Genomic DNA, 12,900 nt, shown 5'->3' on the forward strand with positions numbered 1-12,900 from the left:
TGTCGCGTTTGGGCCCAGGGAGGCGGGTGGGGAGACCGTCGAGAGCTCTGATAATTTTGCCCGGGTAGAATTCCGGGCCCTATTCGGTCCGCAGAGGTTCGAGGATGAGGATCTCGAGGTCGCTGGTGGGGGTGTAGTTCTTCTTGAGGACTTCGAACCGCGTCGGGGCGATCCTGGTCACGCCGGTGGCGCAGAAGCTGACCAGGTTGTCGGCGGCGCCCTTGTCGACGACGAGCCGGAAGTCGCCGATCGGCTTGGCCCAGTTGGCGCCGGTTTTCAGGACGTAGGCGATCCGCTTTTCGGTGTAGCCGCTCATCGTGCCCTCGGCCTTTGCGGCCTTGCGGTTCATGGCCGCCAGGAAGCTCTGGTCGACGCAGTACTTCTTGCGCTCGGCGTTGATCGAGGCCTGGAACTCGGGGTTATCCGGCGAGGACATGCCGACGATGGTGTCGACGCTGCCGCCGACCGCCGGGATGTAGCGGTGCTCCACGTTGACGATCTGGCCGGGCGGAAAGGTCTGGGTCCAGTAGAAGGTGGTCTTGAGCACCCAGGCCGGTTCGGCGTGCGACTCCCAACCCTTGCCGGCGTCATATTCGTTGATCCAGGCCAGGCCCAGTTTGACGGCCTCGGCCTTGTCGGCGGGGCTCAGGGCGTCGAGGGCCTTGCCGGCCTCGGGACGGTGGGCGGCCAGGGGGATCCCGTGGGCCTTCAGCCAGGCGGTGCGGTCGACGCCTTTGACCAGGGCCTTCTGCTCGACCTGCGCCTTGACCGGCTTGCCGTCGACCAGGGTGTGGAACTGCAACAGGTTGGTGGCGTCGTCGCTGGGCAGGCCGTTGTCGCTCTCGAAGAAGCCTTCGCCGCCAATGTCGGGCATGGGGAAGGCGACGATGGTGCTGACCGGGGCGGCGGATGTGTTCTGAAAGCGGTACTTCACGACCACTTCCTTCTGGCTGATGTAGAGGTCCTCGGACCGCATCTCGATGCTGTCGGTGGTCTTGAGGACGAGACCGCCGGCGGCGAGCTCGGCGGTGGAGTCGTTGGCCAGGGCCGGGAGGGCGATGAGGGCCGCGAGCGTGGCGGCGAGCAGGATGTGGCGCTTCATGGTCGGGGCCCCCTTGGTGGTGGGCTCATGGGACAGGGAAGCGGCGGGGTTCGCAAGCCTCCTCCCCCAACATCCGCTCTTCGGATTCCCGGGGCGAACGGGAGTGGGGGTGGGGGAGAAGGGCTAGCGCCGCTTCTTGCCCCCCGGCTTGCCGGCTGACCGGGAGAAGCCCGGGCCGCCCTTGCGGGGCGGGCCGCCGCGGGTGTTGCCGCCGTCCCTGAACTGGCGGCGGACGCCCAGGCGGGGTTTCGGGGCGTTGGGGTCGGCCTTGGCGGGTTCGCTGAGCATTTCGAACAGCAGGCCGCCGGTGACCGGGGTCGCCTCGCGCAGCTTGACCTCGACGGCCATGCCCAGTGGCCAGCGGGCGCCGGTGCGTTCGCCCACCAGGGCGTGGAGGCGTTCGTCGTGGACAAAGTATTCTTCGCCGAGGGTGGAGACCGGGACCAGGCCGTCGGCGCCGGTTTCGGCCAGGCGGACGAAGAGGCCAAAGCGGGTGACGCCGGTGATGCGGCCCTCGAAGGTCGCGCCGACGCGGTCGGACAGGAAGCTGGCGACATAGCGGTCGGTGGCGTCGCGTTCGGCCGCCATGCTGCGGCGTTCGGCGAAGGTGATCTTTTCGGCCGTGTCCTTGATCTGGCTGATGTCGGCGTCGGTCAGGCCGTCGTCGCCCAATCCCAGGGCGCGGATCAGGGCGCGGTGGACAATGAGGTCGGCGTAGCGGCGGATTGGGCTGGTGAAGTGGGCGTACTTGGCCAGGTTGAGGCCGAAGTGGCCGATGTTGTCGCTGTTGTAGTGGGCCTGCATCTGGGTGCGCAGGACCACCTCGTTGACGATGGGGGCGTGGGGCCCCTCGCGGGTCTCGGCCAGCAGCTTGTTGAAGCGGTCGGTTCGGGGGGCCTCGCCCTTGTTCCAGGGGATGCCGAGGGTCTCCAGGAACTCGCCCAGGGACTGCATCTTCTCCATGCTGGGGGTGTCGTGGACGCGGTAGATCAGCGGGGTGCGCTTCTGCTCCAGGGTCTCGGCGGCGCAGACGTTGGCCTGGACCATCATCTCCTCGATCAGCTGGTGGGCCTCGAGGCTGCGGCGGCGTTCGATGGAGACGATCTCGCCTTCGGGGTTGAAGCGGATGCGGCGCTCGTCGCTTTCTATCCCCAGGGGGGAGCGGGCGCGGCGGCCCTTCAGCATGACGTTGTAGGCCGCCCACAGGGGCTTGAGGACACTGTCCAGCAGCGGGCCGGTCTTGTCGTCGGGCTTGCCGTCGATGGCCGCCTGGGCCTGTTCGTAGCTGAGCTTCGCAGCCGAGCGCATCAGGCCGCGCACGAAGCGGTGACTGCGCTTCTTGCCGTCGGCGCCGAAGACCATGCGCACGGCCAGGGTGGCGCGGTTCTCACCCTCGCGAAGGGAACAGAGGCCGGCCGACAGCCGCTCGGGCAGCATCGGTTCGACCCGGTCGGGGAAGTAGGTGGAGTTGCCCTTCTCGCGGGCCTCGTTGTCCAGGGCCGTGCCGTGGCGGACATAGGCGGCGACATCGGCGATGGCGACCCAGACCACCCAGCCGCCTTCGTTGCGGGCGTCATCGTCGGGGTGGGCGAAGACGGCGTCGTCGTGGTCGCGGGCGTCAGAGGGGTCGATGGTGATCAGGGGCAGCTCGCGCAGGTCCTCGCGGCCCTTGAGGGTGGGTTCCTTGGCCTCTTCGGCCTCGGCTTCGGCCTGCGGGCTGAAGCCGGTGGGGATGCCGTGGGCATGGATGGCGATCAGGGAGGCGGCGCGCGGCTCGTCCTCACGGCCGACGACTTCCAGCAGTTTGCCGTTCTTGGGGCCGTAGCGCTCGCGGGGGCCGCCCAGCTGGATCTGGGCGACGACCAGGTCGCCGTCCTTGAGATCTCGGCCATCGTATTCGGAGAGCAGCAGCACGTCGCGGCTCTTGCGGTCGACCGGCTCGACGCGGATTTCGCGGCGCACCTTGCGGACCACGCCGAGGATCTTGTGGGCGCTCTGACCCAGGCGCTTGATGACCCGGGCTTCGATCTCGCCGTTCTCGAGCCGCTCGTAGCGGACGAGCAGCTTGTCGCCGAGGCCGGGGGCGCCGGCGTTCTTCTCGGCCCTGTCGGGGGCCAGCCGGGCCATCGGCGCGTCGTCGCCGCCTTTGCTGAGGCGGACGTAGAGGTCGCCGTCGGCGTCGCGCTCGACCACCTCGGCCACCCCGACCGGCGGCAGGGCGCCGGCCTCGGCGAAGCCGCGGCGGCCGCGTTTGCCCAGGTCGCCCTTGGCCTCCAGCTCGCGCAGCATTTCGCGCAGGGCCCTGCGGTCGGCGCCCTTGAGGCCGAAGTGGCGGGCGATGTCGGCCTTTGCGGCCTCTCCGGCGTCGCGCAGGAAGGCGATCAGGGTGTCCTTGTCGGGCAGCCCTTGAGGGACCTTTGCGGACGCCTTCTTCGAAACCTTGGGCGCGCGGGAGAATGTGGGAGGCTTGGCCATGTGCTGGCATAACGCGCCAGCCGCCGAAGCGCACCTACTGCGTGACGAGCAGGGTCCAGGTCAGGGTCCGCTTCTCGCCCGGCGCCAGCACCACAGGCATCACCCGGCCGCCGTCGCGGGCCACCGGCTTCACGCTGGAGGCGGTGATCCTGTAGACTTGACCGTAGTCCTGGAGCCGCCATTCGAAGGCGGCCGGGGCGGCGGTGTTGTTCACCGCCTCGAGGGAATAGACCCATTGGGTCTTGCGCTTGCCCTTGGAGGTCTGGCTGACCAGTTTCGGCGTCACCTCGATCTGGCGCGAGTTCTGAAGGATGAGGTCGAAGGGGGCGCCGATGGCGCTGTTCTCGAACTTGAACTCGCCGGCCATCAGGCGTCCGTCCGTCGTCTCCTGGCCGATCATGGCGTTGCCGCCGGGCAGGGGCAGGCCGAGACCCACGTCCTTGCGGTTCTTCATGCGCAGCATCAGCTGGACCGGCTGGTCCTTGACGTCCGGGTTCCAAGTCGCGCCCGGGTAGCTGGTGAAGCGGTAGACGCGGTCGAAGGCGACGGCGTCGGCATCGAGCATCAGCAGCTGCTTGGTCTGCCGCGCCGCGACGGTGGTCGGGTAGGGCAGGGTGTAGAGCTTGTAGTCGCCCAGTTCCGACTGTTCGGCCTTGGCTTCCGCAGGCGGAGGTGGGGGTGCGGGCGGCGGCGGAGGCGGGGGCGGCGGGGCCATGGCCATCATCGGGCGGTCCATGCGGTTGCCGGTGACGACGATGTCGCGCTCGTTGTATGCGAAGTTGAGACCGGTCGGCCAGCAGGCGGTTTCCTTGCGGCGGCCGTAGACCACGGTGGCGCGGGTCCGCCAGCTGCGCGCCACATCGCCGGCCACCACCTGGGTCGGGGCGTCGGCGAAGGTGGTGGCGCTGGAGTTGCTGAGGGTGATCCAGCCCGTCAGGTCGAGGGTCTTGCCGTCCGGACGGACGGTGACGACGTAGTTGGCCTTCCAGTTGAGACCAACGGCCAGGTAGGTCAGGCGCACCCGATAGGTCCCGGCGGCCTTGGCCCGCACGGTCATCGACAGGGTCGGTTCTGAAGCCAGGCCGTCGGGCAGCTTGTCGAAGACGATGCGCTCGGGCTCGCCGCTGCAGCCAAGCGCTTCGATGCCGCCGTCAACCTCGAGCACGACCCCGTTGGGCCCGGAGCGCAGGATGGCGGTGCGGGTGGTCTCGACGCCGGTGGCCGGATTGGTGCGGACCAGCCGGACCGGCTCGCCGATGGCGGCGGCGACGATCGAGCCGGGGCTCATCAGGTTGTAGTCCTGATTGCGCTCGACCATCTGGGCGGGGAGGCCGTCGAGGGCGGCCGTGGTCGGGACGATGCCTGCGGCGACGCCCCGGAAGGTGACCTTGGTCTGGCCGGCTGGGACGGTGATGGTCCGCCATTCGGTGACCAGGGCCAGACCGGAACGCCCGTCGTAATAGCTGCCGCCGTAAGGGTCCTGGTAGATGGTCAGGGCGACGCTGTCGGGCCTGTCCGAAACCTGGGCGAGCGCCGGCGCGGCCCCCGTGAAGAGGGCCAGCGCAATCCCCAGCGCTGTCAGCCACGAGCGGGGCATGGGATCAGTAGCCGCTGTCGACCGTGAAGGTCAGGGTGGTCTCGCCGTTGGCCGGGACGGGGACGTCCCACTGCAGGGTCTGGGCGTTGAGCCGCTTGGAGGGCAGGCTTTCCTCGATCAGCTTGCCGTCACGGCCGAGGCCGCCCTGGCGGACCTGGACCACGACCGGCTCGGGCCGGGCGTTACGGACGACGTAGCTCATGCCGTAGCGGGTCTTGGTCGTGCTGCGCTTGTCAGTGGTGACAACGGTCGGGGTCAGGGTGACGTCGAAGGCCTGGCCGGTCTGGATCGAGAGGTCGGAGCCGGCCGGGGTGTGGCCGATCTCGTTCTCGCCGATGAACTTCGGATTGCCCTGCTGGTCGCGGACGTAGAAGCGCACGGTGCCGGCCGGCATCGGTTCGCCGCCGCCGCCGGCCGCGAACTCGAGTTTCACGGCGGCCGAGATCGGTTGTTCGCGGCTGGCGAAGCCGCCCAGGTCGATGCGGTAGGCCTTGCGGGCCGGGGCGCCGATGACGTCCAGGAAGCTGACCTGTTTGGTCTGGTTCTGGGCGATCGTGGTGCGCTCTTTCAGCGGGTAGAGGTAGTAGTCGGCCAGCGGCACGGCCGTGCCGGTCATCGTGCCGGCCGAGGTCACCGCCGGGGGGGAATAGCGGATGCCGCCGCCGGTGTTGCCGGCCACCAGCTGGACCTCGGCGTCGGTGAAGTCGACGCCGGTGGTGTTGCTCAAGGTGATCCAGCCCTGGACGTCGATCTTGCCGTTCTTCTCGTCGAACAGGGCCACATAGTCGGCGTTCCAGCCCATGCCGTTGGTCAGGTAGGTCAGCTTGGCGGGGCGGGGGCCGGCCTGGGCGGCGTCGACGGTGACCGACAGGGTCGGGCGGGCGCGCAGGCTGGGCGGGGCCTTGTCGAAGATGACGCGGGCGGGGACGCCGTCGTCGCGCAGGATTTCGATGCGGTCGCCGATCTGCAGGACCACGCCGTTGTTGACCGCCAGGACCTTGGCCCGCTCGGTGGTCTGCTGGCCGTTGCCGGGGTTGGTGCGGACGATGGTCACCGTCTCGCCGACGGCTTTTTCCATCAGGGTCTGGGGGCTGAGCAGGTCGTAGTCGAAGTTCTGCTCGATGATCGAGATGCCGGTCGCCGACAGGGTGACGGTCTCGGACCGGATCTGCGGCGAGACGTCCTTGAACTCGATGCGCTGGCGGCCGGCGGTCAGGTTTTCGGTGCGGGTGTCCTCAACCAGGCTCTGGCCCGAGTTGTAGATGGTCACCGAGAGCTGGCGCTGCTGGGCCGAAGCCGCGGTCGCGGCGAGCGCGAGCACGCTGGCGGCGAGGAGGAAGGTACGCATCGAGGAACCCCGCTTGAATTTACAAAGGCAAGTTTGCATGACCCCGGCGGACTGTCGATAGCCATTTGCGGGGTATTTCGGCAGTGATTGATCACTCCGGCCTATACCCCGCGTTTCCGCTCATCCCGGCGAATGCCGGGATCCAGTTCGTAGAGCTTGGAGGGTGGGTGTGCGTGCGCGTGCGCACGGCCGTGATGGGTTTGAGCCGTGCCCAGGGGCACGAGTCCGGAACAGCTGCGCTCAGGCGGCTGGATCCCGGCATTCGCCGGGATGAGCGGTAGGAAGGGGGGCATCCTATCGGGCGCGCAGGCCTTTGCGGCGGGCCCGGCGACCCAGCCAGAGGCCGACAGCGAGGGCGATGATCCCCGGCAGCATGCAGATCAGCCCGACGATCCAGAACAGGATCAGCATGCCCACCCCGTAGGTGGGAAAGCCTTCCCAGGCATAGGACCCGCTCATCACCAGGGTGCAGCCGCCGGTCAGGACCAGCCAGAGGATGGAGAAGGTGATCAGGACGCGGGCCCCGACACTTTTCTCGTAGCCTTCGCCCGAGGGCGGAAAGGGCGGTGGCGGATTGATCACGGCAGCTTCGGCCGCAGTAGGCTCCGACCGACGAGGAACAGCAGCAGGCCTGGCGCCGCGCCGACGAGCCCGATGATCAACGGCAGCACCATGGCGCTGGCCACCTCGGCTATCTCCGGGCGGTTCATCGAGATGGTTATGGCGAAGACCAAGCCAGTGCATGCCCCGCAGAGCAGCATCCAGAGGATGCCGACCGTGACCAGGATGTAGCCCAGCAGGCGTTTGCCGGGTTCGGTCTGTTTGCCGCGCGTCATAGCTGACCTCGTCCCTTGGCCAACGCCGCCGCGCCCTCGGCGCCCGGGCGGTAGAAGGTGTTGTAGGTGTCGAAGGGGATGATGCGGCCGTCGGGCTCGACGAAGTGGACGCAGGAGCGCTTCACCGTGCCGAGGTCGAAATTGTAGCGGTCGAGGAACTGGCTGATCACCACGCGGAAGGTGTGTTCGTAGGCCAGGTCTTCGGGGACGGCGGCCTGGGGCAGGCAGCAGAGCAGGCTGGCCAGCTTGTCTGAGGTATCGGCCTGGGCGGTGGAGAGGGAGAGGAGTTCGAAGACCCGCTGCTGGAGTTCCGGATAGCCTTCGAAGGTGACGGTGTTGGGGGCGGCGGCGACGAACAGCTCGCGCGGCAGCAGGGAGGTGACCGGGGTGACGGTCGCGCCGTCGCGCAGGCCGTAGCCGATGCAGATCTGGTCGGGGTTGCAGGGCAGGGGGATGAGGTCTTCGAGGCCGAAGACGCCGGCCCTGGCGATCTCGCGACGGATCTGGCTGGCCAGCATGCGGTTGGTCTTGGGGTCGAAGCCGTCGTTGCGGCCGGCGTCCTGGATCGGCTGGAAGGTCACGCCGCGCACGCAGCGCCACTGCAGGGCGAAGCGGACGGTCTCAGCGATGTCCTGGTCGTTGACGCCCTTCTTGATGGTCGAGACCAGGGTGGTGGAGACGTTCGCGGCCTCCAGCGCGGTGAGGGCTTCGATGCGGACCTTTGAGAGGTCGGCGCCGCGGATGTCCTTGAGGGCTTCGGGGCGCAGGCTGTCGAACTGCAGATAAACCTCGAAGCGGGGCATGTAGGCCGCGAGGCGTTCCGCGAAGCCCGGCTCGCGGGCGATGCGCAGGCCGTTGGTGTTGATCATCAGGTGGCGGATCGGGCGGCGCCGGGCGGCGTCGAGGATATCGAAGAATTGCGGGTGCAGGGTCGGTTCGCCGCCGGAGATCTGGACGAGGTCGGGCTCGCCCTCGCTGGCCACGAGGATGTCGAGCATGCGCTCGATCTCGGCCAGAGGGCGGTGGCCGGTGCGCTTGACCGAGCTGTCGGCGAAACAGACCGGGCAGGAGAGGTTGCAGGCCTCGTTGACCTCGATGATGGCCAGGCAGCTGTGCTGTTCGTGGTCGGGGCAGAGGCCGCAGTCGTACGGACAGCCGAAGTCGGTCCTGGTGTGGGGGGCGAGGGGCCGGTCGCCGGGTTTCAGCCAGTCTTTCTGGGCCTTCCAGTAGTCGAGATCGTCGCTGATCAGGGTCTTCTGGACGCCGTGCTGGCGGCAGCGCTTCTGGTAGAAGACGCTGGTACCCTCGACGAGGATCTTGGCCGGGACGAGGCCCAGGCAGACCTCGCAGAGGCTGGTGGTCTGGCCGAAGAAGAGGTAGGGCGCGACCTTGCGTCCCAGGAATTCGGACTCCGGGTCAGCCTCCGGCGCGTCGCAGGTCGTTTCGCCAATAGACAAGTCCATACGCCACCAACCCCGCCGACAGGATGTGGAAGAGGTTAAACGGGCCCAGGACCGCTGGATAGGGCTTGAGGAACTCCCAGACGAAGCGCTGGGCGCCGTAGGCGATGCAGAGGGCGTAGAAGCCGCGTTGCAGCGCCCAGGGGCGGCGGTTGCCGAGCGCGTGCAGGTAGATGGCCAGGAAGAGGGCCATGGTCAGGGACTCGTAGAGCTGGACCGGATGGCGGCCGACGCCGTCGCCCAGCTCGACGGCCCAGGGCAGGGATGTGGGCTTGCCATAAGTGCCGTCGGAGAGGCCGGTGAACAGGCAGCCCCAGCGGCCGATGACGACACCCAGCGCGAACGGGGCGGTGAAGACGCCGCCGGTCGATCCCTTCAGGCCGCGCGCCGCCTTGTAGATCTCGACCCCGATTATGGCCCCGACCAGGGCGCCGGCGACACTGTGCGACAGGGCGGGGTTGGGGCCTTGCAGGCTGCTGAGGGAGCCGGCGAGCCAGGCGCCGGGGACCGCGCCGAGGGCCAGGGCCACGAAGTAGCCGGGGCCGGTCTGGACGGCCAGGGACCGGGTCGCCTCCTTCAGCCGCCAGCGCGACACCGCCCAGCCGAGCGCCAGGCCGCCGCCCCAGGCGAACAGGTCGAAGAGGATGTGGGCGAAGGGCGCGGTGGGGACGTGGATCATCGCGTCCCCACCCGCTGTCGTCAGGCCTTGGCGGCCGGCTTCTTCTTGGCGGGGGCCTTCTTCTTGGCCACCACCTTGGTCACGCCCAGCGCATCGGCCTTGGCCTTTGCCGACTTGGCTGGGGCGGTCTTGGCGGGGGTCTTGGCTTTCGCCGGCGCCTTGGCCTTCTTGACCGGCTTCTTGCCGCCGCCCTTGGCGATGCGTTCGGCGATCAGGCCGACGGCCTCTTCCAGCGTGACCTCCAGCGGGTCCTTGCCGCGCGGCACGTTGGCGTTGGTCGAGCCGTGCTTGATGTAGGGGCCGAAGCGACCCGACAGGATCTTGATCGGCTGGCCGTCCTCGGGGTGGGCGCCCAGCTCCTTGAGCGCCGCCGCCTGGCCGCGCGCGCCGCGTCCGCCGGCCCGCTTTTCGGCCAGCACCGCCACGGCGCGGTTCAGGCCCACGTCGAACACCTCGTCGGCGCTTTCCAGGTTGGCGTAGGTCCCGTCGTGCAGGACGTAGGGTCCATAGCGGCCGATGCCGGCCTGGATCATCTTGCCGTCCTCGGGGTGGGCGCCGACGTCGCGCGGCAGTTCGAGCAGGCGCAGGGCCTTGTCGATGTCCATCGTCGCCGGGGCCCAGCCCTTGGGCAGGCTGGCGCGTTTGGGCTTCTCGCCGGCTTCCTCGACGTAGGGGCCGAAGCGGCCGTTCTTCAGCCAGACCGCCTGCATGGTCCTGGGGTTCACGCCCAGTTCGCGGTCGGCGGTCTCGGCCTCGCCGTCGCCTTCTGACTGGGCGATCGGGCGGGTGAAGCGGCATTCGGGATAGTTGGAGCAGCCGATGAAGGCGCCGAACTTGCCGGTCTTCAGGGACAGCTGGCCGCTGCCGCAGGTGGTGCAGAGGCGGGGATCGGAGCCGTCTTCCTTTTGCGGGAAGATGTGGGGGCCGAGGCTCTCGTTGAGGGCGTCCAGCACCTGGCTGACGCGCAGCTCGCCGATGCCGTCGGCGGCGGCGTGGAAGTCGGTCCAGAACTCGCGCAGCAGGGCCTTCCAGTTCAGCTTGCCGTCGCTGACCAGGTCGAGCTTCTCCTCGAGTCCGGCGGTGAAATCATACTCCACATAGCGGGCGAAGAACTGCTCGAGGAAGGCGGTGACCAGCCGTCCCTTGTCCTCGGGGATGAAGCGGTTCTTCTCCATCCGCACATAGGCGCGGTCGCGCAGCACCGTCAGGATCGAGGCGTAGGTCGAGGGCCGGCCGATGCCGAGCTCTTCCATCTTCTTGACCAGGCTGGCTTCCGAATAGCGCGGCGGCGGTTCGGTGAAGTGCTGGTCGGCCTTGACGTTCAGCACCCGGGCGGCGGCGCCCTCGTTGACGGGCGGCAGTCGGGCGCCGTCCTCGTCTTCGGCGTCGTCGCGGCCCTCTTCATAGACGGCGAGGTAGCCGGGAAACTGGATGACCTGCCCGGTGGCGCGCAGGCCGGTCTGGCCGTCGCCGCTTTCCAGTTCGATGGTGGTGCGCTCGATGCGGGCCGCTTCCATCTGGCTGGCGATCATCCGCTTCCAGATCAGTTCGTAGAGACGGCCAAGATCACCTTCCAGGCGCAGCTTGCCGGGGTTGCGGTTCAGCGAGGTCGGCCGGATGGCTTCGTGCGCTTCCTGGGCGTTCTTGGCCTTGGTCTTGTAGATGCGGGCGCTCTCGGGAACGTAGTCCTTGCCATAGAGGCCGGCGATGACGCCGCGCGCCTCGTCGAGCGCTTCGGGCGCGGCCTGGACGCCGTCGGTCCGCATGTAGGTGATCAGACCGGTGGTCTCGCCGCCGATGTCGATGCCTTCGTACAGCTTCTGGGCCGCCTGCATGGTGCGCTGGGCGTTGAAGCCGAGCTTGCGGGCCGCTTCCTGCTGCAGGGTCGAGGTGGTGAAGGGCGGCGGGGGCGAGCGCCGGGCCGGCTTCTTTTCGACCGAGTGGACGCTGAAGGCGGCGGCCGAGACGGCGTCGCGGGCCTTGTGGGCGGTGGCCTCGTCGCCGAGGTCGAACTTGGTGAGCTTCTTGTTCTCGTGCTTGACCAGGCGGGCGGTGAAGGGATCGCCGCCGGCGGTGACCTCCGCATCGACGCTCCAGTATTCCTGGGTGCGGAACTTCTCGATCTCGACCTCGCGGTCGACGACCAGGCGCAGGGCGACCGACTGCACGCGGCCGGCCGAGCGTGAGCCCGGCAGCTTGCGCCACAGGACGGGCGATAGGGTGAAGCCGACCAGATAGTCGAGGGCGCGGCGGGCCAGGTAGGCGTCGACAAGTTCCATGTCGATCTGGCGCGGGTTGGCCATGGCGTCGAGCACGGCGGTCTTGGTGATGGCGTTGAAGGTGACGCGGCTGACGGCCTTGTCCTTGATCGCCTTCTTCTTCTGCAGGATCTCCAGGACGTGCCAGCTGATGGCCTCGCCCTCGCGATCGGGGTCGGTCGCCAGGATGATGCCGTCGGCGCCTTTCAGGGCGTCGGCGATGTCGCTGATGCGTTTGGTGGACTTCGAATCCACCTCCCAGAACATGGCGAAGTCCTCGTCCGGCTTCACCGAGCCGTCTTTCGAGGGCAGATCGCGGACGTGGCCATAGGACGCCAGAACGGTGTAGCCGGGCCCCAGGTACTTGTTGATGGTCTTGGCCTTGGCCGGGCTCTCGACGACGACGACGTTCATGAAATGTGGCTGGACTCTATAGGTAGGGACGGGACGGTTCAGGCCCCCTCAAGGGCGCGGAAGGTGCGTCGCCCGATGGGGGAATGTCAACGCATGGGAGAATCAGGTGGGGCGGATTGGCGAAATTGCCAACTCGTTCGTCTGAGTTCCGAAGCCGACCGACTATCCAGCACCTCTCCCGCGAGGGAGAGGGAGGGGCCCGCGCCGCAGGCGTGGGAGGGAGAGGGTTTACGGACCCGGGACGGCTTTCACAAATCGAAATGTTCGCATAATGTTCTCATCTTCGGGATCATCGCCATGCGCAACACACAACTCGCCCGGGCCTTCCGGCAAGGCTCTTCGAAGGCCGAACGGCGCCTCTGGTCCGTCGTCCGGGCCTGCCGCCTCGAAGGATACAAGTTCCGTCGCCAGGTTCCCCTCGACCGCTTCGTCGTCGATTTCGCCTGCATGGATGCGAGGCTGATCGTCGAGCTCGATGGCGCCTCGCACCAAGGGCGCGAGGAGAAGGACGCGGCTCGGACACTGGTTCTTGAGCGCATGGGGTTCCTCGTTGTGCGGTTCGCCAACCGTGACGTTCTGGAGAATACGAATGGCGTGGCGCTCACCCTGCTGGGCCATCTCCGGAGCGCGCGACCCAAGAGCGGACAATCCCCCGCCGACCGTAAACCCTCTCCTTCCCACGCCTTCGGCGCGGGCCCCTTCCTCTCCCTCGCGGGAGAGGAGTCGTAGAT

The 12,900-nt window shown here is 68.1% G+C and carries 10 protein-coding genes; 1 reads left to right on the forward strand and 9 read right to left on the reverse strand.

Features of this window, described 5'->3' with window-relative positions:
- Nucleotides 1-79: 79 nt before the first annotated feature.
- From AC2YG9_RS11050 to topA, 9 genes are all read right to left on the reverse strand, one after another.
- Nucleotides 80-1,102, reverse strand: coding sequence for a DUF4424 domain-containing protein (locus AC2YG9_RS11050; protein ID WP_487298028.1), 1,023 nt, complete (start codon nucleotides 1,100-1,102; stop codon nucleotides 80-82).
- 123 nt (nucleotides 1,103-1,225) lie between these two features.
- Entirely contained in the window at nucleotides 1,226-3,577 is a 2,352-nt protein-coding gene (gene rnr / locus AC2YG9_RS11055) for a ribonuclease R (protein WP_487298029.1), read from the reverse strand.
- A 34-nt stretch (nucleotides 3,578-3,611) separates the two neighbouring features.
- The gene (locus AC2YG9_RS11060) at nucleotides 3,612-5,174 is read right to left on the reverse strand and encodes a DUF4139 domain-containing protein (protein ID WP_487298030.1); all 1,563 of its coding nucleotides are present in this window, start codon (nucleotides 5,172-5,174) and stop codon (nucleotides 3,612-3,614) included.
- 4 nt (nucleotides 5,175-5,178) lie between these two features.
- Nucleotides 5,179-6,522 carry a DUF4139 domain-containing protein gene (locus tag AC2YG9_RS11065; RefSeq protein ID WP_487298031.1) on the reverse strand — a complete coding sequence of 448 codons (1,344 nt, stop codon included), beginning with the start codon at nucleotides 6,520-6,522 and terminating at the stop codon, nucleotides 5,179-5,181.
- 294 nt (nucleotides 6,523-6,816) lie between these two features.
- Entirely contained in the window at nucleotides 6,817-7,104 is a 288-nt protein-coding gene (locus AC2YG9_RS11070; protein ID WP_487298032.1) for a hypothetical protein, read from the reverse strand.
- Nucleotides 7,101-7,358: a hypothetical protein gene (locus AC2YG9_RS11075; RefSeq protein WP_487298033.1), complete on the reverse strand. Its 258-nt coding sequence runs from the start codon at nucleotides 7,356-7,358 to the stop codon at nucleotides 7,101-7,103. Before AC2YG9_RS11075 ends, AC2YG9_RS11070 begins: the two co-directional genes overlap by 4 nt.
- Nucleotides 7,355-8,821, reverse strand: coding sequence for a radical SAM protein (locus tag AC2YG9_RS11080; RefSeq protein WP_487298034.1), 1,467 nt, complete (start codon nucleotides 8,819-8,821; stop codon nucleotides 7,355-7,357). Before AC2YG9_RS11080 ends, AC2YG9_RS11075 begins: the two co-directional genes overlap by 4 nt.
- Complete coding sequence (locus AC2YG9_RS11085; protein WP_487298035.1) at nucleotides 8,775-9,497, reverse strand: prolipoprotein diacylglyceryl transferase; 723 nt, start codon at nucleotides 9,495-9,497, stop codon at nucleotides 8,775-8,777. The genes AC2YG9_RS11080 and AC2YG9_RS11085 overlap by 47 nt, the downstream gene beginning before the upstream one ends.
- 20 nt (nucleotides 9,498-9,517) lie before the next feature.
- Nucleotides 9,518-12,169 carry a type I DNA topoisomerase gene (gene topA, locus AC2YG9_RS11090; RefSeq protein WP_487298036.1) on the reverse strand — a complete coding sequence of 884 codons (2,652 nt, stop codon included), beginning with the start codon at nucleotides 12,167-12,169 and terminating at the stop codon, nucleotides 9,518-9,520.
- 297 nt (nucleotides 12,170-12,466) lie between these two features.
- Here topA and AC2YG9_RS11095 point away from each other — a divergent pair, with 297 nt between their 5' ends.
- Entirely contained in the window at nucleotides 12,467-12,898 is a 432-nt protein-coding gene (locus AC2YG9_RS11095; RefSeq protein ID WP_487298037.1) for an endonuclease domain-containing protein, read from the forward strand.
- The last annotated feature ends 2 nt before the right edge of the window (nucleotides 12,899-12,900 follow it).

The sequence above is a fragment of the Caulobacter sp. SRI_014 genome, from assembly GCF_057586315.1.